This is a genomic window from Synechocystis sp. PCC 6803 substr. PCC-P, assembly GCF_000284455.1.
Classification (GTDB): domain Bacteria; phylum Cyanobacteriota; class Cyanobacteriia; order Cyanobacteriales; family Microcystaceae; genus Synechocystis.
The window spans coordinates 226,763-247,027 of record NC_017039.1 but is presented as its reverse complement, the minus strand read 5'-3'; the positions used below and the strand labels follow the sequence as shown (position 1 = coordinate 247,027).

Annotated in this window: 20 protein-coding genes; 9 read left to right on the top strand and 11 right to left on the bottom strand. The window is 47.5% G+C overall.

The window, feature by feature from the left end; genetic code table 11:
- Nucleotides 1-8: 8 nt before the first annotated feature.
- From malQ to SYNPCCP_RS01135, 3 genes are all read left to right on the top strand, one after another.
- Entirely contained in the window at nucleotides 9-1,526 is a 1,518-nt protein-coding gene (malQ, locus tag SYNPCCP_RS01145) for a 4-alpha-glucanotransferase (RefSeq protein WP_010871430.1), read from the top strand.
- A 107-nt stretch (nucleotides 1,527-1,633) separates the two neighbouring features.
- A complete protein-coding gene (locus SYNPCCP_RS01140) occupies nucleotides 1,634-2,245 on the top strand; it encodes a nucleoside recognition domain-containing protein (RefSeq protein WP_020861390.1) in 612 nt (203 codons plus the stop codon).
- Between the two features lie 74 nt (nucleotides 2,246-2,319).
- Nucleotides 2,320-2,868 carry a spore maturation protein gene (locus tag SYNPCCP_RS01135; protein WP_010871428.1) on the top strand — a complete coding sequence of 183 codons (549 nt, stop codon included), beginning with the start codon at nucleotides 2,320-2,322 and terminating at the stop codon, nucleotides 2,866-2,868.
- 15 nt (nucleotides 2,869-2,883) lie between these two features.
- Here SYNPCCP_RS01135 and SYNPCCP_RS01130 read toward each other — a convergent pair whose 3' ends face one another.
- A complete protein-coding gene (locus SYNPCCP_RS01130; RefSeq protein ID WP_010871427.1) occupies nucleotides 2,884-3,870 on the bottom strand; it encodes a Gfo/Idh/MocA family protein in 987 nt (328 codons plus the stop codon).
- Nucleotides 3,871-3,933: 63 nt separating this feature from the next.
- Entirely contained in the window at nucleotides 3,934-4,629 is a 696-nt protein-coding gene (rre1, locus tag SYNPCCP_RS01125) for a two-component system response regulator Rre1 (RefSeq protein WP_014407067.1), read from the bottom strand.
- 351 nt (nucleotides 4,630-4,980) lie between these two features.
- Here rre1 and SYNPCCP_RS01120 point away from each other — a divergent pair, with 351 nt between their 5' ends.
- The 3 genes from SYNPCCP_RS01120 to SYNPCCP_RS01110 all read left to right on the top strand — a co-directional run bounded on the left by SYNPCCP_RS01120 (nucleotide 4,981) and on the right by SYNPCCP_RS01110 (nucleotide 8,224).
- Entirely contained in the window at nucleotides 4,981-6,165 is a 1,185-nt protein-coding gene (locus SYNPCCP_RS01120) for an HhoA/HhoB/HtrA family serine endopeptidase (protein ID WP_010871425.1), read from the top strand.
- A gap of 33 nt (nucleotides 6,166-6,198) precedes the next feature.
- On the top strand, nucleotides 6,199-6,729 hold the full coding sequence (gene msrB, locus SYNPCCP_RS01115) for a peptide-methionine (R)-S-oxide reductase MsrB (protein ID WP_010871424.1): 531 nt from the start codon (nucleotides 6,199-6,201) through the stop codon (nucleotides 6,727-6,729).
- 100 nt (nucleotides 6,730-6,829) lie between these two features.
- A complete protein-coding gene (locus SYNPCCP_RS01110; protein WP_020861389.1) occupies nucleotides 6,830-8,224 on the top strand; it encodes a transglutaminase domain-containing protein in 1,395 nt (464 codons plus the stop codon).
- Nucleotides 8,225-8,282: 58 nt separating this feature from the next.
- Here SYNPCCP_RS01110 and SYNPCCP_RS01105 read toward each other — a convergent pair whose 3' ends face one another.
- A complete protein-coding gene (locus SYNPCCP_RS01105; protein WP_010871422.1) occupies nucleotides 8,283-8,684 on the bottom strand; it encodes an MgPME-cyclase complex family protein in 402 nt (133 codons plus the stop codon).
- An 18-nt stretch (nucleotides 8,685-8,702) separates the two neighbouring features.
- Nucleotides 8,703-9,428, bottom strand: a complete 726-nt coding sequence (locus tag SYNPCCP_RS01100) for a pyridoxine 5'-phosphate synthase (protein ID WP_010871421.1) — start codon at nucleotides 9,426-9,428, stop codon at nucleotides 8,703-8,705.
- A 161-nt stretch (nucleotides 9,429-9,589) separates the two neighbouring features.
- Here SYNPCCP_RS01100 and ald point away from each other — a divergent pair, with 161 nt between their 5' ends.
- Nucleotides 9,590-10,672, top strand: coding sequence for an alanine dehydrogenase (gene ald, locus SYNPCCP_RS01095; RefSeq protein ID WP_010871420.1), 1,083 nt, complete (start codon nucleotides 9,590-9,592; stop codon nucleotides 10,670-10,672).
- Entirely contained in the window at nucleotides 10,672-12,123 is a 1,452-nt protein-coding gene (locus SYNPCCP_RS01090; protein ID WP_010871419.1) for an aminotransferase class I/II-fold pyridoxal phosphate-dependent enzyme, read from the top strand. Before ald ends, SYNPCCP_RS01090 begins: the two co-directional genes overlap by 1 nt.
- A 66-nt stretch (nucleotides 12,124-12,189) precedes the next feature.
- Here SYNPCCP_RS01090 and SYNPCCP_RS01085 read toward each other — a convergent pair whose 3' ends face one another.
- The 3 genes from SYNPCCP_RS01085 to bchD form a co-directional block, all read right to left on the bottom strand.
- The gene (locus SYNPCCP_RS01085; protein WP_010871418.1) at nucleotides 12,190-12,723 is read right to left on the bottom strand and encodes a hypothetical protein; all 534 of its coding nucleotides are present in this window, start codon (nucleotides 12,721-12,723) and stop codon (nucleotides 12,190-12,192) included.
- On the bottom strand, nucleotides 12,720-12,908 hold the full coding sequence (locus SYNPCCP_RS01080; protein ID WP_020861387.1) for a hypothetical protein: 189 nt from the start codon (nucleotides 12,906-12,908) through the stop codon (nucleotides 12,720-12,722). Before SYNPCCP_RS01080 ends, SYNPCCP_RS01085 begins: the two co-directional genes overlap by 4 nt.
- Before the next feature lie 81 nt (nucleotides 12,909-12,989).
- A complete protein-coding gene (gene bchD / locus SYNPCCP_RS01075) occupies nucleotides 12,990-15,020 on the bottom strand; it encodes a magnesium chelatase ATPase subunit D (RefSeq protein ID WP_010871417.1) in 2,031 nt (676 codons plus the stop codon).
- A 168-nt stretch (nucleotides 15,021-15,188) separates the two neighbouring features.
- On the opposite strand from bchD, the gene SYNPCCP_RS01070 reads away from it, so the two are divergent.
- The gene (locus tag SYNPCCP_RS01070; protein WP_010871416.1) at nucleotides 15,189-16,370 is read left to right on the top strand and encodes a proton extrusion protein PcxA; all 1,182 of its coding nucleotides are present in this window, start codon (nucleotides 15,189-15,191) and stop codon (nucleotides 16,368-16,370) included.
- 91 nt (nucleotides 16,371-16,461) lie between these two features.
- On the opposite strand, the gene SYNPCCP_RS01065 is transcribed toward SYNPCCP_RS01070, so the two are convergent.
- The 4 genes from SYNPCCP_RS01065 to SYNPCCP_RS17390 are packed head-to-tail and all read right to left on the bottom strand — an operon-like array spanning nucleotide 16,462 to nucleotide 20,100.
- Nucleotides 16,462-18,162: a SulP family inorganic anion transporter gene (locus SYNPCCP_RS01065; RefSeq protein ID WP_010871415.1), complete on the bottom strand. Its 1,701-nt coding sequence runs from the start codon at nucleotides 18,160-18,162 to the stop codon at nucleotides 16,462-16,464.
- 53 nt (nucleotides 18,163-18,215) lie between these two features.
- The gene (locus tag SYNPCCP_RS01060; protein ID WP_010871414.1) at nucleotides 18,216-19,085 is read right to left on the bottom strand and encodes a DUF6515 family protein; all 870 of its coding nucleotides are present in this window, start codon (nucleotides 19,083-19,085) and stop codon (nucleotides 18,216-18,218) included.
- A 43-nt stretch (nucleotides 19,086-19,128) separates the two neighbouring features.
- Entirely contained in the window at nucleotides 19,129-19,905 is a 777-nt protein-coding gene (locus SYNPCCP_RS01055; RefSeq protein WP_010871413.1) for a DUF2092 domain-containing protein, read from the bottom strand.
- A 24-nt stretch (nucleotides 19,906-19,929) separates the two neighbouring features.
- Nucleotides 19,930-20,100, bottom strand: a complete 171-nt coding sequence (locus SYNPCCP_RS17390; protein ID WP_010871412.1) for a hypothetical protein — start codon at nucleotides 20,098-20,100, stop codon at nucleotides 19,930-19,932.
- Nucleotides 20,101-20,265 lie beyond the last annotated feature (165 nt).

The window sequence follows — 20,265 nt, the reverse complement described above, 5'->3', positions numbered from 1 at the left end:
AGGCTTGCATGTTAGATAAACGCTGTAGCGGTATTCTGCTCCATCCCACCTCCTTGCCCAGTCGTTTCGGCATTGGGGACTTGGGGGACGGTGCTTTTCAGTTCATCGATTTTTTGGCGGACGCAGACCAGAGTGTATGGCAAATATTGCCGTTGGGCCCCACCGGATTCGGCAATTCCCCTTACCTTTGCTATTCTGCCCTAGCAATTAATCCTTGGTTGATTAGCCTTGATCGCCTAGCTGAAGAAGGATTTTTGCCACCGAGTTTATTAGACCAAGCCCCCCCATTTACTAACCCCAGGGTGGATTATGACCAGGCGATCGCCTACAAATCCCAAGTTTTAAAACAGGCCTTTGCCCAGTTCCGTACCAACATAGAGCTAGCAATTGAGCAGGAATTTGCAGAATTTTGCCAAGCCCAAAGTGATTGGCTAGCAGATTACGCCCTGTTCATGGCCATCAAAGAAGCCCACAATGGAGCCGGTTGGCATCAATGGGACAAGGACATTGCCTGGCGGGAACCGGAAGCCCTGAAAATCTGGGGCGATCGCCTGAAAACGGAAGTTTTATACCATCAATTTTTGCAATTTCTTGGTTTTCGCCAATGGCAGGAAGTCAAAGCCTACGCTAACCAACGGCACATAGCCATTTTTGGGGACCTACCCATCTACGTTGCCCACGATAGCGCTGACGTTTGGGCCAATCCAGAGAACTTTTGCCTTGATCCGGAAACCGGAGAAGCGGCCATGATGGCCGGGGTACCACCGGACTATTTCAGTGCCACAGGGCAACTCTGGGGTAATCCTGTGTACGACTGGGAAACCCTCAAAGCTACGGGCTTTGCCTGGTGGATTAAGCGTTTTAAAGCCAATCTGCAATATCTAGACATTGTCCGCATTGACCATTTCCGGGGCTTCGAGTCCTATTGGGGAGTGCCCCAAGGGGAAAAAACTGCTGAAAATGGCGAATGGTATCCAGCCCCCGGCAAGGAATTTTTCCAAGCCCTAGGGAAAGCCCTGGGTGATAATTTACCCATTGTGGCCGAAGATTTGGGGGTAATTACTCCGGAAGTGGAAGCGCTACGGGATGAATTTAACTTTCCCGGCATGAAAGTGCTCCATTTCGCCTTTGACTCCGACCGGGGTAATCCCTTTCTGCCCTTCAACTACAGCAATGGCAACGCGGTGGTTTATACCGGCACCCACGACAACGACACCACCGTGGGCTGGTTTCAGGAACGGTCAGAGGATGATCAGCAAAAGGTGATCAATTACCTCGGCTGTGTGTGCAACGAAGGTATCCATTGGAGCTTAATTCGCCTAGCGTCCAGTTCGGTGGCGGCCCTAGCAATTTTTCCCCTCCAGGACATCCTCGGTTTGGGTAGTGACTGTCGCATGAACTTACCGGGCACTGCGGCGGGCAACTGGGGTTGGCGTTACCATCCCGACCAACTCAACGATTGGCTATCGGGGCATTTGAGTTTCATTACGGAGCTTTACGGACGGCGCATTTACCACACAGACTAGGGACAAGCCCATAGGTTTGGGGCATTTGGGAGTGCCTTGGCGTAACCCCGATTGAAACAAGGCTCGTGCTTTCCCCGTCTGGGATGGGGAAGTTTACCCTAGGGGTTATGCTCAACTACATTTGGTTTGCAATTATTTTGCTATCGGTGATAGCCGGGACGGTGACGGGCAAAATTGAAGCAGTGACGGAGGCCGCCATTGAAAGTGCCGGGACAGCGGTGGAACTTTCCATTGGTTTGATTGGCATTATGGCCCTGTGGTTGGGCATGATGAAAATTGCTGAAGCGGCCGGCTTGGTGGAATTAATTGCCAAGCTGGTTAAACCCATCACTATCAAACTCTTTCCCGATGTGCCCCCAGAGCATCCGGCGATCGGTTCCATTGTGTTGAATATGTCCGCCAATATTTTGGGACTAGGTAATGCGGCCACCCCTTTGGGCTTAAAAGCGATGCAGGAGTTGGAGGAAATCAATCCCAATAAAAGTATCGCCACCGATGCCATGTGTATGTTTTTAGCTATTAATACTTCCAGTGTGCAATTAATTTTGCCTGCTACGGTGGTGGGTTTAATGGGGACGGCGGCCAATGACATTTTTTTCTCAACAATTTTGGCTACTACTTGTTCCACGGCAACAGCCATTATTGCAGCTAAACTTTTAGCCCGACTTAAGATATTTGCTTTGCCTGCTACGGTGGAACCAGAAGAAGAATTTAATTAACTTGTTTGATAAATATAAAAACTATAAGAACTAATTGTTAGTGCTTTTTACTTCCCCCAGGATATAGAAAAATAATGCTCGAATCCGTCGCTGATATTTTTAATGCTGGAGCAAAATATGTTATTCCCTTTTTGCTCTGTGGCATTCCCTTTTATGGCCTGGTGGTCAAAAAAGTTAAAGTTTACGAAGTTTTTGTGGACGGAGCCCAGGAAGGTTTCACCATTGCCGTGAGGATTATTCCTTTCCTAGTGGCTATGCTAGTGGCGATCGCCATGTTTCGGGCTTCTGGCATGCTGGATTTATTGCTGACGGTGCTTAGCCCAGTGTTGAGTTTGGTCAATTTTCCGCCGGAGAACTTACTGTTGGCCCTAATGCGTCCCCTTTCCGGCAGTGGTTCCTTTGGTTTGTTTGCTGACTTGGTAGAACAACATGGCCCCGATTCCTTGATTGCGAAAACTGCGGCCACCATGTTTGGTTCTACGGAAACCACATTTTACGTACTGGCGGTTTATTTTGGTTCAGTGGGCATTAAAAAAATTCGCTATGCCCTTCTGGCCGGGCTGACGGCCGATGTAGTGGGGATTTTTTCAGCAGTTTATATCTGCCAATTTTTGTTTGGCTAACTGCCGATATTTCCGCTAATTTTCAACCTTATATCCACAAGCTTGGGCACAGAGATCCGCCACTTCTAAAGCATATAAACTAGCTTCTAAATCCACATAAAGGGGCTTACCAGTGGTTAGATAATCCAACACTGCTTCCGTGTCTTGTCTGAACAGTCCTCGACGACTACCAACGGTAATTTCAGTTTCCGTTTGTCCCTGAATTAACCTACCTGTTTCCCCGACAAAAATTAAGGTGCCTCGATCGCCATGGAGGGTAAAAATCCGTTCATTCTGGTGAAAAACTTCCCCTTTGCCATAGATAACCTCCGCTTTAAGACCATTATTAAACTGGAGATAGGCGGTGGCTAAACAAGCCCGAAAATATTCCGGATTAGGCTGATCCCAAAAACGACATTGGGCATCCACCTGCTGTACTGTACCGAATAAATCCGTAAACCGACTGATGCGGGACAAGGCCGCCACTAAAGGAAAGCCAAATTGCTGATGGTGATAGGTCCAACGTTGGGGAGCGGGATTTTGTCCCATGATGGTGCTATAGCGGGCGTAAAAAACCTCACCAATTTTGCCTAGGTTCTGGCGAATGGCTTGGTGTACTCCCCCCAATAGTTCAATATGTTCCACATGCAGTAATTTACCTTTTTCCCGGGCTAACTGTTGTAGTTTTTTGCCCATGGCATAGGTTAACGCTAAAGGATATTCCAACACCACATGTTTACCGGCTTGCAATGCCGCCTCGGCGATCGCCCCATGGAGTTGGTTAATGGTGGCAATGAGCACTAAATCTATCTCTGGATCATTAATTAATGCCTGCCAAGATTGCTGGGGTCTAACTCCAAAAGTATCGGCAAATTTAGCTGTATTGGCTTCACTATTGCCCCAAAAACTAACCAATTGACTACGGCGATCGCCCCGGAAAACTTCCGCCCGACGTTGGGCCGCATAACCAGTACCGACAATTCCGACCCGCACCGGCGTAGCAACTGCAAAATTTTCAGACATAGTACCTTGGGAAAAATCAAAAAAGACTGGCTCAACCAAATAATTGCTGCGAACTTGTCATAGTTATTCTGTTAAGCCGTGTTGCAGGGCAAAACGAACTAATTCAGTGCGGCTATTAGTCCCAGTTTTGGTAAATAAACGACTGACATACTTTTCCACGTTGCGGACACTGGTCTTCAACTGGGCCGCAATTTCTTTGTTCATTAAGCCCTGGGAAACCAAATCTAAAACGCTCTGTTCCCTGGGGGTAAAATCCAGCTTGATCGGCGACGGAGTGGTGTGGATACCGCTGGGTTGGCCAATTTGCTCCTTTAAAGCCCGGATTTCCTGGTAAATTTCCTGTAACTTAGCCGATTCACTGCCCGCATCGCTACTGGCCTGTTGACGAGCTAATAAATTACGGACGATCGCCTCCAATTCATCGGGGTCAAAGGGCTTGGATAAAAAAGCGTCACAGCCAGTTTGATAACCTTGAATGCGATCGCCAGTCATCCCCCGGGCCGTGAGAAACACCACCGGCAACGACTGGAAGCGGGCATCCTCCCGGAGCTTTTGCAAAAACTGATAACCGTCCACCTGGGGCATCATAATGTCGGAAATGACCAAAGCCGGCAAATGGTGCTGAAGATAATCCCAAGCTTCCGTGGCATTGGCCGCTAAATCCACCTTAAAATCACCACTATCTTCTAGGAACGCCTGCACGGATTCCCGTACACCGGGTTCATCATCAACTAACAATAGGGAAATGGGTTCTGCCATGGCGGTAATGCAGTCGTGCAAAGGTAAATAGGGCGGTTTAGTAGGAGGCGATCGTAGCAGGTTGCCAGACTGGCTGATTCCTCCCCCCATCAGCCTATCACGGGGGATAAACTCAAGAAAAACTAGCCTGGGGCGCAGCAAACTCAAGCCCACCCGGGGTTGAGTCAATCCATCCCAAGAAACCGTTCGGCAACTCCCACTCCGGCCCCCAAGTTTGCTTGGGCTAGTCTATTGCCCACAAGTCAGTGGCGTGGAAAAGCTTTGAAAACGGATTCTTAGGTAAAATCGTCCCTGTTAGAATGGCAAAAGTGAAAATTTCTGTAAATCCTTGCTAATGCGTATTTGGAGACGATGAAATATCCCACTTGGTTACGCCGCATCGGCGGTTACTTATTGGCTTTTGCAGTGGGCACGGCTTTTGGTATCGCCAATTTACCCCATGCAGTGGCGGCGGCGGACGATTTGCCCCCGGCTCCTGTGATTACCGCCCAGGCATCGGTACCCTTGACCTCAGAAAGCTTTGTGGCGGCGGCCGTATCCCGTTCTGGGCCAGCGGTGGTGCGCATCGATACGGAGACAGTGGTAACCCGTCGCACTGACCCCATTTTGGACGACCCATTCTTCCAGGAATTTTTTGGTAGATCCTTCCCCGTACCTCCCCGGGAAAGACGCATTGCCGGCCAGGGTAGTGGCTTCATTATCGACAACAGTGGCATTATTCTCACCAACGCCCATGTGGTAGATGGTGCCAGTAAAGTGGTGGTGACTCTCCGGGATGGCCGTACTTTCGACGGCCAGGTGCGGGGCACCGATGAAGTGACAGATTTGGCTGTGGTGAAAATTGAGCCCCAGGGTTCTGCCCTACCAGTGGCTCCCCTTGGCACTTCCAGTAATCTGCAGGTGGGAGATTGGGCGATCGCCGTGGGTAATCCGGTGGGGTTAGATAATACAGTTACCCTAGGAATTATTAGCACATTGGGAAGATCCGCCGCCCAGGCCGGTATCCCCGATAAGCGGGTGGAATTTATTCAAACCGATGCCGCCATTAACCCCGGCAATTCCGGTGGCCCGTTGCTCAATGCCCGGGGAGAAGTGATTGGCATTAACACCGCCATCCGAGCCGATGCCACTGGCATTGGTTTTGCCATTCCGATAGATCAGGCCAAGGCAATTCAAAATACCCTCGCTGCGGGGGGAACAGTGCCCCATCCCTACATTGGGGTGCAAATGATGAATATCACGGTGGACCAAGCCCAGCAGAATAATCGCAATCCCAATTCTCCCTTTATCATTCCTGAAGTGGATGGCATTTTGGTGATGCGGGTCTTGCCCGGAACCCCCGCTGAAAGGGCCGGTATCCGTCGGGGAGATGTCATTGTGGCGGTGGACGGTACTCCCATTAGCGATGGTGCCCGCCTACAGCGCATAGTAGAACAAGCCGGTTTGAACAAAGCTCTCAAACTCGACCTACTCCGGGGCGATCGCCGTTTAAGCCTAACCGTACAAACGGCCCAACTTCGTAATCCCACCAGTTAAGTTTCCCGTACCTCACCCATCCAAACTTTAACCATGAAAAGACGTTACCTTTTAGAAGTGGGCACCGCCTCCTTGGGAGCTTTCTGGCTGGCTCAATATGTAAATTCAACCAACCAATCCCAACCCCAACTTAAATCCGAACTAGAACCTCAAATCATGCCTAAAACAAACGAAGTTTTTGAAGTCACCAAAACCGATGCAGAATGGCAACAGCAACTAAGTCCAGAGGCCTATAAAGTACTCCGCAAACATGGCACGGAAAGAGCTGGTACTAGCCCCCTGGACAAAAACTATGATTTAGGTACTTACGAATGTGCTGGTTGCGAGCTTCCCTTATTTTCTTCCGAAACCAAGTTTAATTCCGGCACCGGCTGGCCTAGTTTCTATGCTCCCTTGGAAAATGCTGTGGCTTACACTGTCGATAAATCCTTTTTCATGACTCGCACTGAAGTTCATTGCGCCCGTTGTGGCGGCCATTTAGGTCACGTTTTTGATGATGGTCCCCAGCCCACCGGTAAACGCTATTGCATGAACGGTGTTTCCCTCAAGTTTGTCGGCGCTTAGGTTTTTTCTTGGTTTTGTCAACTTCAATTTTTCAGCGTTAATCAACGCTCATTACACCGTGAGTTCTTACCGTCCCCAACCTCGGTCAACCCGACGAAGGATGACTAAAAAGTCACCGAAAGCTAACGGCGGCTTTTTCCCCGCCCTGATGCTGGTGGGTTTGATCGGGGCAGGGATTTGGTATTTCAGCCCCAGTGGTGGTTCCAAAAATTTGCCACCCGTTAACCTAGGGGCGATCGCCGACAATTTGCCCCAGGGCATTAACCCCAAAACCCTTGTGGTAACTCAACGGGTGGATAATCCCATTGCCGGTAACACTAAAAGCTTTTCTGTGGATGGAGGGGAAAGATTAGATAATTTGGCTCGTACTATCAACTACCAGGGTACCTCGGTTAAGGAATTAGCGGATTTAATCCGCCCCTTGGCCAGTAATGACTGGGAAGAAGCCCGTTTAGCCTATAGCTGGATTACCCAAAATATTGCCTATGACGTGCCCATGGCGGAAACCCGCAACATAGATGATCTCCGGCCGGAAACAGTGCTTGCTCGGGGGGAAACCATCTGCTCTGGCTACTCCAATTTGTATCAGGCTTTAGCGAAGGAATTGGGGCTAGATGTGGTCATTATTGAAGGTTTTGCCAAAGGGGGAGACGTGATTGTGGGGGATGATCCGGACGTTAACCACGCTTGGAACGGGGTAAAAATAGACGGTCAATGGTATTTACTCGATACCACCTGGGGAGCAGGCATTGTCAGTGATGGCAAGTTCGAGGCTAAATTTAACCCTACCTATTTTGCTACAGCGCCGGAACAGCTAATTGTCAGCCATTTTCCTAGGGAAAGCCAATGGCAGTTATTGCCCCAACCCTACGATCGCCAAACGTTTGATCAGTTACCCGCGTTGACCCCCAGATTTTTCCGGGATCAAATAGCGTTGGTTAGTCATCCCAAAAATGACATCGTCGCTGGTGGGGATTTAGAAGTGATTCTCCGCACGGGTAACGATGTGCAGGTGGTGGCCCAGTTAATGGATAACAACGGTCAACCCTTAGATAAGCAATATACCCTCAGCCAAAGTCAGCAGAGCCAGGTGACAGTCAATGCCGCCTTTCCCCAACCGGGAGAATATCAGTTATTAATTCTCAGTAAAAATTCCCAGGAAGATACCTATTACCAGGCGATCGCCTACGATGTGAAGGCCCAGGGAGCAGGACAAGCATTTCCCAGCACCTATGGTACCTTCAGCGAAAAGCAGGTGCGGTTAATTTCCCCATTGGGAAGAAATTTGCCCCAAAATCAAGCCAGCTATTTCCAACTTCAAGTGCCGGGGGCGGAAAAAGTGGTCTTAGTTGATGAGCAACGGCAAGAGTTAATTCCCCTAGACCGCACAGGGGACGTTTTCACCGGCTCAGAAATTATCCGCTTTGACAATGTGACCGTAGCGGCCCAGTTCCCCGGCAGTAATCAGTTTTGGAGTTTACTGGAATACGAGTAGGGCGATTGACCTTAGCTATGGGGAGAAAAGTTTTGCCCGATCGCCATGGTTATTGAACCTAATCCAGGGATGCAAGGGGGTCAGGAATGGCATCGGAGGGAGCTTCAAATTCTCCAGTTAAGACATATTCCAACCGGAGTTTTACCCAAACAATAAAAGACTTATTGGTGGAAACAATGGCTACATTTTTTTCGGGAGCTTTAGCTTTAGCTTCGGCTAATTCTGGGGCATTAAGAAAGGCCGGTTGGATCACCTGCCAAAAGTCAATTTCCTTATTTTTTTCACCATAATCCCGTCGCCGTTCTTTCAGCACCTCTTCAAAGGGTTCCTCTTCCAAGAGAAATTTTTGACTTGCCAAAGCATAATAATAGGTAGCCATATAGTTTGTTTTACGTTTTATAAAAAATAAATACTGATTGACTATGTCGATGGGTGGGGTCGTCAATGCCCAACTTTCCACCCTACCATGGGCTCGGCGCTAAAATGGCAGCCCCAACATGGCTAATTTCATTTCCCGCACGGCCCTTTCCATGCCCACCAGAATGGCCCGGCTCATGATGCTGTGGCCGATGTTTAACTCTTCCATGCCCGGTAATTCCGCCACTGGGCGCACATTCCAATAGGTCAACCCATGGCCAGCGTTGATCCTTAGCCCCAGTTCTAGAGCAATGTCACAGGCGATCGCCAGGGACCCCAATTCCCTAGCTTGGTCGTCAGCGGTGGGGGCATTGGCATATTTGCCCGTATGTAATTCAATGAATTTTGCTCCGGTTTGGGCAGAGGCTTTCAGTTGGGCCACATCCGGGTCGATGAAAAGACTAACGGGAATATGTCGGGATTGTAACTGCTCAACTACTCCCAGCAAATAGTTCAAGTTCCCAGCCACATCCAAACCCCCTTCCGTGGTCACTTCTTCCCGCCGTTCCGGTACCAGGGTGACGTAATCCGGTTTAAGGTTGAGGGCAATTTCCACCATTTCCTTGGTGGCGGCCATCTCCAGGTTTAAGTGGGTGCGCACCGTTTTTCGCAATATTTCCACGTCCCGCTCTTGAATGTGGCGACGGTCTTCCCGTAAATGGGCTGTAATACCATCCGCCCCGGCCAGTTCGGCCAACACAGCGGCGGCGATCGGGTCTGGCTCCACCGTTTGGCGGGCTTGGCGAATGGTGGCTACGTGATCGATGTTGACCCCCAATGTTAGCAAGGCAAACCTCTCAATAATTTTGGATTTTGTTGATCTAAGCGGACTTACTATTTTAAGGGAATTGATGACCAATCCATAGTTGGGGTTCTAGTCCATGGCATCGGTGGAAATGTTTGATTTAATAGGGGTGTCGGCATAGTATCCCCCTTGCAGAGATTGGTATGGAAATTGGTGTTCCCAAGGAAATTAAAGACCAGGAATTTCGGGTGGGGCTGACCCCCAGTAGTGTACGGGCATTGCTGAGCCAGGGCCATCAAGTATTTGTGGAAGAAGGGGCCGGAGTCGGGTCTGGCTTCCCCGATGGAGCCTACGCAAAGGCGGGAGCTGAGTTAGTTGCCACTGCCAAAGAGGCTTGGAACAGGGAATTGGTGGTGAAAGTGAAAGAGCCTCTCCCTGAAGAGTATGAATATTTAACTTTGCCTAAGTTGTTGTTCACTTATCTCCATTTGGCAGCGGAACGTACCCTCACCGAAGCTCTAATTAAATCTGGCATTACGGCGATCGCCTATGAAACGGTGGAATTGGCTGATGGTCAATTGCCATTGTTGGCCCCCATGAGCCGCATTGCCGGACGATTGGCGGTGCAGATGGGTGCCCATTATTTGGAAAAACAACAGGGAGGCCGGGGAGTTCTGTTGGGAGGCGTACCCGGAGTCAAGGCCGGACAAGTAACTATCCTCGGCGGTGGCGTAGTCGGTACAGAGGCGGCCAAAATGGCGATCGGACTGGGGGCCATGGTGACCATCCTAGACATCAATGTAGACCGTTTAAACCAATTGGGAGAACTGTTCGGTTCCCGGGTGGATCTGCGCTACAGCAATGCCAGCCAAATCGAAGACCTGTTGCCCCATACAGATTTGCTCATCGGCGCAGTATTGATCACAGGCAAGCGGGCCCCAGTGTTGGTTTCCCGCCAGGAAGTGGAGCAAATGTTGCCAGGGGCGGTGATTATGGATGTGGCGATCGACCAAGGGGGCTGTGTGGAGACTTTGCGGGTAACTTCTCATAGTCAACCCAGTTACATCGAAGCAGAAGTAGTTCATGTGGGCATTCCCAATATGCCAGGAGCCACTCCCTGGACAGCAACCCAAGCGTTGAATAATAGTACATTGCGCTATGTGTTGAAATTGGCCAATCTGGGGGAACAGGCTTGGGAAAATGATTTGCCGTTGGCGAAAGGAGTCAATGTTCAAGCCGGAAAATTGGTGCAAGGGGCGGTAAAAACGGTATTTCCTGATTTGTAATGGTCAACCTCAATCAACAAGATTTGCCCCTGGTCAATGCGTTAAAAGCCCTAGCTCAACAACCGGATACGCCTTTTTATGCGCCGGGCCATAAAAGGGGTCAGGGTATTTCCCCTAGTTTTAAACAATGGTTGGGGCCAAACCTCTTCCAAGCTGATCTGCCGGAATTGCCGGAATTAGATAATCTCTTTGCTCCCACCGGGGCGATCGCCAAAGCTCAGGAGTTAGCCGCGGATTTATGGGGGGCAGAACACACTTGGTTTTCTGTTAACGGTTCCACCGCCGGTATTGTGGCCGCAATTTTGGCCACCTGTGGGGATGGGGATAAAATTCTCTTGCCTCGGAATGTTCACCAAGCGGCGATCGCCGGCATTATCCATGCTGGGGCAGTGCCAATATTTTTGGAACCGGAGGTTAACCCCGATTGGGATTTGGCTTTGGGGGTGACGGAGGAAACTTTAAGTAAAGCATTGCAAGAACATGACGATGCAAAAGCAGTATTTTTGCTCAATCCTACCTACCACGGTGTTGTGGGGGACTTACAAAAATTAATTAAATTAAGTCATAGAGTTAACCTACCTGTCATTGTTGATGAAGCCCACGGTGCCCATTTTGCTTTCCATCCATCCTTACCCAGACCGGCTTTAGAATTAGGGGCGGATATTGTCATCCAATCCACCCATAAAATGCTGGGAGCTTTGAGTCAATGTGCCATGATCCATGGCCAAGGAAACTTAATTAATCCCCCAAGAATTAGTCAATGTTTGCAATTAATTCAATCCACTAGTCCCAATTATGTTTTATTGGCTTCCCTCGATGATGCGCGGCACCAAATGGCCAATGGCGGCAGAGAAAAGATGGCGGAATTATTGAATTTTACCCTCCATTATCGACAACAATTAAGTCAAATTCCTGGGTTAACTTTATTAGAAATTACCAAACCTTTGCCCGGAGCTTTAATCCTCGATCCCACCCGCATTACCGTCGATGTCACTGCCTGGGGAATGTCAGGATTTGAGGTAGATGATTTGTTACGGGAAAAGTTTCAAATTACAGCGGAATTGCCCACCCTAAGGCAGTTAAGTTTTATCGTTAGTATTGGCAATCAAGCCCAGGATTTAGGACATTTATTGGAAGCTTTAACCCAGTTAGCACCTACGAATCCTCAACAACCTTTTCACCTAACTTTACCCGTCTTACCCGGTACTATTCTGGCTATGACTCCCCGCCGAGCGGCCCATGCTGCCCAAAAATCGGTAACCGTTAATGAAGCGATTGGGAAAATTAGTGCTGGTCTGCTTTGCCCCTATCCCCCCGGTATTCCCGTCCTTGTTCCCGGAGAAATTATCACCCCGGAGGCGATCGCCTTTTTGACAGAAGTTTTAAATTTAGGGGGTACCATCAGCGGTTTAGCTAGTGAGGAATTAACCCATTTGGCTGTGGTGAATTAAACCAAAATTAATAAGTTGAAAATAATTTGTGATTAAAATTTTCATACGTAGGCGATCACCGAACTTTCAGGCACTTTCATCTTGGGAATGTAGTTGAAATCTCAGATGGGGAAATACCTCCAACACAAGGCGATCGGGCTCGGGTATAAACAATTCCCATAAAGATAAACCATCATCATTATTTTGGTCGGGAATCAAAAGATCATAATGACCTAAATTAAAACAGTAGCAATAACCTGGGGAATAGTTGATAATTCTAATGCCTTTAACGACCTGATTATTAAGTTTTTCTATCTTACTCCTAATTATTGATTCATCTTCTGATGATTTGACAAAGAAACAGGGCCTTTTGCCGGCAGTTATAATAGACCAGTCTGAGGCTCTAGTCCCAAACTGCCATTCACCTTTGGATTCGCCTTGAAGCCTAGGAGAAGAGTAGGGAATTTTTTGACCAATTTCTAGACATAATTCTTGCCCATAACCTAGATGAGCTTGCCAGCAAATTTTACCATTTATCTGCAAATTAATTAGCTTATTTAAATAACGTTGATCAAGTTTTTGAGGGGATGTATTTGTCGAAGAAATAAAAGAAATATTCATGATTTTAGAAACTCTTTGGCTTGTTGTTCTAATTCTGGGTAAGTAAAATCTCCCCGTCCATTTTTTGTTCCTCCCTTTCCTTCCTGTTTCTTTTTTTCCAAAAATCGGCCAAATTCCTTGCGTTGGACTTTTGACATCTTAAATTGCTTGGCGACATCATTAACTTGTTTAATTTCATCTTTCATCGATGATTGAGTTGTGTGGAGGCAACCTTGAACCTTCGAGCTAAAGGGGATGTTACTTAATGCACATTTTGTCAGTTTATTCTATTGCATGTCGGCGATCGCCTGGCGGGCCATGGAGGCAATACCTTGGTCAGTGGCTTTGGGGAGTTGATAATATTTGCCCCCGGCTTTTTGGGCCAATTCTTTACCGAAGCCAGTGGAAACAAATTTTTTCTCGGTGTTGATCACCAACAATTGCATCCCTAAACCGCGAATCTTGGCGGCAATTTCTAACAATTCCGCTTTGATATCAGGCTTTTCTCCTTCGGGAATTTCATCGCCCAGGGAACGGGCCAAGGGAATATTACCCCGACCATCGGTAATGGCCACAATTACTACCTGCCCAATATCCCCGGATCGTTTAGCATTCATACCCACATTGACCGCTTGCATCAAGCCGTGGGAAAGGGGAGAACCACCGCCACAGGGCAAAGTTTCCAGCCGTTTTTTGGCCATGGCAATGGAACGGGTGGGGGGCAATAGTACCTCGGCATTTTCTCCCTGGAAGGGAATAAGGGAAACCTGATCTCGATTTTCGTAGGCTTCTGTGAGCAATTGCATCACCGCCCCTTTGGCGGCCTGCATACGATTCAACGCCATGGAACCCGACGCATCCACCAAAAACACAATTAATGCCCCGGCTTTCCGCACTAACTTTTTACCCCGAATATCTCCCTGCTCCACAATTACCTGGCGATCGGGATGGCGTAAACGACGGGATTTTTGGTAGGGGGAAGCGGCCCGCAACGTGGCATCCACAGCAATGCGGCGGACTTTTCCTTTGGGCAAAATCGGTTTGAGGTAACGGCCCCGGTCATCGGAAAAAATTACGGAACGACTGCCGGATTTACCTTGTTTCTGGGCCATCTGGGCAAAATACAGCACCGAGGGATCAAGGCTTACTCCTTCAGGATCAAAAATGAATTCTTCCGGAATGCTGGGGGGATCCTGTTCCGCTTCCGGTTCATTATCTTTGTCGTCTTCCTTGTCATCCTGTTGATCCTCTTGCTCGTCTTTCCCTTCATCCTGATTTTGGGGAGGGGGCGGCGGGGGGGGAGCCTGTTCCGGAGGCGGGGGATTGTCCATCAACACGCTACGGGGCACAATCACCAATTCCACTGCTTGCCGCAGATCATCAGCCTGCACATCACTACGGCCATCCAAAGCGGCGATCGCCTTCGCTACCCGCATGGCAAACAATTCTCCCCGATGGCCCTGGAGGCCGCCCCGGATTGCTTCTTCCACCAGATAACTCACCTGTTCCGGGGTTAAACTCACTTCCTTGAGCCATTCCCGAGCCAGAATGATGGTGGTTTTTAGGTCGTCCAATTCGGCGTCGTACTGGTCAATAAAACTAATGGGAGAATCGGCATAGGCTAGCACCTGATCCACCGCCGCTACCCGTTGATCCAGCCCCAAAATACCGTCCGCACTCAAGGCGATCGCAATGCGGTCCAATAAATGGCGACGCAACGGCCCTTCTTCGGGGTTATAGGTGGCAATTAATAAAGGCTGGCAGGGATGCTGAAAACTCATGCCTTCCCGCTCAATCTGGTTTTTGCCTTCCGTTAACACCGTTAGCAACTGATTGGCAATCTGGTCATCCAGTAAATTCAACTCGTCAATGTACAGCACCCCCCGATGGGCCTGGGCCAGTAATCCCGGCTGAAACACCGCTTCCCCTTGCTTAACGGATTTTTCCACATCCACCGATCCCAACAGGCGATCCTCCGTGACCCCCAGGGGAATTTGAATAAAGGGAGCGGGAATTACCTGGGTTTCCAATTGATCCAGGGGAACATCGGCAAATTTTTCTAGGGTGTCATCATCCCAACTGCCGGGATTTTTTGGATCGCATTGGTAACGGTTGCCCTTAATGATTTCAATGGGAGGGAGCAAAGTGTGAATTGCCCTAGCCATGACCGATTTGGCTGTGCCCCGCCGTCCGGCAATAACAATGCCCCCCAAGCCAGGATCGATCGCCCCTAGGAGTAAAGCCAGCTTGATTGCCTCTTGGCCGACGATCGCCGTGATGGGGAAATTGAGGGGAATAAAGGGGGTCAGGGTGGTCATGGAGAGTTAACAGTACCGACGGGGAACAGATTTGAGCAACAAGTTAACATCATCCCCGGTGGGCCTGGACTTGTGCAACTTTTTTCGGATTGTTATGGAATATTGAGGTGGACCTTCCGTTGATTTGTAAGCTCCCTTTCCCCTTGATTTTGCCCAGAGCCTACCACCATGTTACCTGACAAAAAACTCGGTTCCCCCAACCATCGATTCCACCACTGGTTAGTCCGCCAGGCGATCGCCGCTTTGGATAACGCCCAAGTTAGTGCCCAGGCGATCGAATCCATTGAGAAAACCTATTTTGACGGGGGCAAAATCGCCCCTGACAGTCAAAGAGGCGTTAATACCTACAACTATTTCAAATCTACTTTAGAGCGGGAATTATTAAAAATTAAGTTTAATCTAGCTCGCTTTAACGCAACTAATTTATTGAACAATAGTGAGGATTTTCAAATAACAGAAGCTGAAATTATTGTCAAACTGGATGCCATTGAAAAGATTATTGCCAAATATCGTTTTTCTGAAGATTTAGTAGAAGTTGACTCCCAATCTTCTGCTGAAATTAACAATATCTCACCAAAACGTAGTAACTTCTTTAATATTCAACGGGATTTATCCGCACAGGATGAACAGAAAATTTTACAAAATCTCCGTAATCTCAGACTTCAAAGACGCATTGCCACTCGTTTTTTAATAGTTCTTATTTTCATTCCTTTGACAGTTCAAATACTGACTAAAAACTTAGTTTTTGCCCCCTTGGTACAACACTTCCGAGTAGATATAGTTGCCTGGGAAAAAATTCACTATCAAGAGGAGACCATTGAACACTATTTTGAAGAATTTGCTCGCTATAAAGAAACTTTAGAAATCAAACAGCTTCTATCAGAAAATCAACCTCTCAACCAGGAAAAAATTCATCAAGAACTAAAGAAGAAAGCTGAAGAATTAATCCGCCAGGCTGCCACTAACAGTCAACAGGGCATAGTGAATCTCCTCGCTGATATTGCTGGATTAGTAGCTTTTGTGGTTTTGATCATAGTATTTCGTGGTAAATCCATTATCACTCAGCAATATTTAAGTCAGTCTTTTTTAGCTTTAAATGATATTACCAAGGTATTCATTTTTATTTTATTAACAGATATGTTTGTTGGCTTTCATTCGGCCCATGGTTGGGAAGTGGTATTGGAAAACTTGACAAGCCATTTTGGACTACCGGAAAATCGCCACGCCGTTTATATTTTTATTGCCACAGTGCCTGTATTTTTGGATTCACTGTTTAAGCTATTAATTTTTAATTACTTTACCCGTCAGTCCCCCACCTCTGTCGCTATTTTGGAGAAAATGCAACAATAGTTGTCTCACTTCGTATTTACAGGATAGATAAATTGGTGAATTTCAAATGTGAATAAATTATATTTACCAAGTAAAAATAAAATGTCACTCTTCAGTCATTTTCGGTATGGGGTAAATCTGAATATCGTTGGCAATTAAACTCAGAAATCAGGGAATCAACGGTGTCTAAACGTCGGAAAGTTCCTACTTCACCTTCTAACCCTTCTGCCCGCAAACGATCCCGCACGAACCCGCTAGCATTTACTAATTTTAAAGTTATGCCCTGTTGATTAAGGCTTTGCGATAAGGTTTTAAACCAACGAGCAGCAGGAGTATCAATACCAGGGGAGGTTCCCATTTCAAAAATCACTAACTCTACTGGCTCTTGCTGTTGAGCAAGGTGGTTAAATAAATCACTTTCGATGTTATTAATATTGAAATATAAAATTGGTCCATTGATTCGATAAATCAATACCCCAGAAATGACTAAATTTTCCGGATGACGTTCAAGGTCGCTAAATTGGTCAGAGCCAGGAATTCTTCCTAAAACTGCGCTACTAGGATAAGAAATAATATGGATCAAGAACAAAATGGAGGCGATCGCCGCTAATAAAACCCCCTGTAGCACCCCAAAGCAAAGTACCCCGAACAGAGCAATAAGGGAAACCTTAAATTCCAGAGGGGCAATTTTTTTGAGATGTTGTAACTCAGGAATATTAATTAACCCTTTTACCGCCACTAAAACTACCGATCCCAGGATTGCCTCTGGTAAATTGCTGAAAAGACCGGTAAAAAACAGCAAGACTATGGCAATAATACAGGCAGTAATAATGATTGCTAAGGGTGTTTTTGCCCCTGCTTTTTCATTTACTGCCGATTGAGAAAGTCCCCCGGCAATGGGATAACCTTGCCCTAAACCCGCCGCCAGATTAGCCGCCCCGATCGCCAACAATTCCTGTTCTGGATTAATGCGATAGTGATGTTTGATGGCAAAACTACGGGCGGTGGAAATACCTTCGATATAGGACAGTAAAAAACAAGCTAGGGCGAGGGGCAATAGGCTATCAAGGTCACTAAAACTCCAATGGGGCATCCCAAAACTAGGTAAACCCTGGGGAATTTCCCCCACCACTTTCACCCCCTGTTCGAGTAAATTTGTGATTCCCATAACAACAATGGCCAAAATCACTACCATCAGGGAAATAGGTTTGGATGGCCAAAGGCGATCGCCCATAACGAGCAAAACCAGAGCCAAACCTCCCACCAGTAAAGTTGCAGGCTGAATTTCCTGCCAATGGTGGAATAAATCCCAAATACGACTAAAAAAGTTACTTCCCCCAGACGGCACACCAAATAATTTGGGTAATTGGGTAGATGCAATTTGTAATGCCGCCCCCGCTTTAAAACCGGTCAAGATTGGTTCGGAAATAAAATTAACAATCTGGGATAACTTGAGTAACCAAGCTAGCAGGCAAATTATTGCTACCAAAATCGCAGTGGAAGATGCCAAAATCAAATAACGCCCAGCATCGTCGTTAGCCAGGGGGGCTAAACTCACCCCGACAAGAATGGAAATAGCAGACGTGGGTCCCAACGCTAATTGACGGGAAGTACCGAAAAAAGCGTAGCCAACGGCCCCCAACATATAACAATACAATCCCACCTCAGAGGGCAATCCCGCTAAAGATCCATAGGCTAGGGCCACGGGAATGGCATAGGCCGCAAGGGTTAAACCCGCCACCACATCAGCTTTCAGCCAACTAGGATGATAATTTGGTAACCACTGGAAAATGGGAAATATTTGTTTAATCACAGGACAGTCATAACAGGAATAAAATTTGTAATACTTTCTAGGCTAATTAATAATTAGAGTTGCACGACTTGATAAACTGCTATGCCATTTTCAAAAAATGGTTGATAGTAAATACCACCGCAATCGAAATAATATCCCCCATTTAAGCTCACAGAAGTACAACCATCGGGTAAATAATTAACTGTCGCTCCCACTGGTGGTGCAACTATCACATATTCATCCCCACTGGGTTGGAGATAAACCCCATCGGAATACATATAGGACGAAGAACCGACATAGACGGTGTCGTAATAGGGAGGAGGAGTGGCGATCGCCGTTCCTAAAACGAGCCCAGTGGTGAAGCCGACCCAGCCCCATCCCGGTGGCACTCCGTAACCGCCCCCATACCAGCCACCGCCGTTGTACCAATTATTATTGTTGTCCACAAAGTTTTGGCGATTATTTTGGCGATCGGTTGCTCCTTGTTGTCGGGTATCAGTGCGGTTAGAGCGTTCTCCCTGACGGGTATCCGTCCTTTGAGTTCTTTGATCTTGCCGATTTTGCTGGTTCCCCTGACGGTTATCCTGACGATTCTGGCTCCCCGTTTGACGGTTACTCTGACGGTTTTGTTGATTTCCTTGCCGGTTGTCCTGACGACTTTGACTGCCGGCTTGACGGTTACTTTGGCGGTTAGCCTGCCCTGAACTCCGACTTTGGGAACGACTGCTACTGTTAAAACTGCCCCGATTTTGCATTCCCCCACCGCTCCGATTGGCACCACCGGAACTCATCCGGGGAGAAGCACCGCCGCCGCCCCCTCGACTACCTCCCCCTCGGCCTCCCCTAGCCAAGGCCGAATCCATGGGTAAAAGGGTCAATCCTAAAATGAGAATGGAAAATAAACAGGCAGTTTGACGCACTAAAGATTTCATAGTTGGGCCCATAGTTTTAAAGGATATGACCGGAAATGATCCAGTCTTAAAATCACTAATTTTCTGACGGCAAATTCAGTTTATCTAGGGGAATAAATTCCACCATTACATCGTCTTTAGCTGGGGTGAAAGTAAAAGCACTGCTAGGTAATTCTGGCTGGAAATTCCAATTGGAAAATACCACTGTATATTGGGGCTCTCCGGGCAAGTCTTTATAGGTGATGATTGCCTTTTTTAACACAGGTTGCTCCCCCTGACTAATCCATATCTGAAAGTCCCTATTTTCCCCCTGAAGCAAAATTTGATAGGTTTCTTCATTACCCACTAAATTATTACCCACAAAGAAACTACTTTCGGTTTCTGCTTTTAAATCTTCACAGGGATCACTGGCAAACAAGTTAGACATGGGCAGAGTGATGCCGTATTTGCTATCAATTTGATCTAACACACCATCCAATGTATCCGGTGCCGGTTTAGTGTTATAAAATCCTAAATTGGGAGCCTGGAGGGTAAAATTCCTACCATCGTAGTAAAAATTTGTTACCCGTTCATCCCCGACATAATCGGAGCGTAAACGGTTCGGTTTTGCCACTAATAGTGCTTGGTTAGCGCTGTATTGAACTTTACTACCTATCTCCAATAATTCATCATAGGTAATGGCCATATCTACACTAAAAGTCTTTTGGGACTGGATAAAACCACAAACTTGATCAACTAACTGATCTGTGGTTCTCGCCGGAGCTTCGGTTTGGGGAATTGGCGTTTGGGAAAGGACGGGAAAAGCCCCAAAAATTCCCCCAAAAATTGTCAGGGCAAAAATATTTTTCAACATAAAATTCTAGATAGGTTAATTTTCTTACTTAGCTCCTTCGGCTAAGCAATTAAGAGTACGGACCATGGCTGCCGCTGTGTAATCCCGATGGGCTGGTTGATTGGGAGCGAATTTTGTCCCTTTTTCGTTCACCGGGGAAGCAACTTGGCAAAATGCCGACATTTGATCCGTTAACTGTTGATTGAATCCTGACACATCTGTGAAGGCGATCGCCGTAACGGTGGTTTGCCCCGGGGCAGCTAAGTTTAATTATCGTCTAGCTCTATGGAGTTTGTCGGTCTGCAAATAGGCTTTTGAGCCAATACCAAAAGTTTCTTGCAAGTCTTAACGTAGGGTTCGTTCACTAACACAAAATTTTTG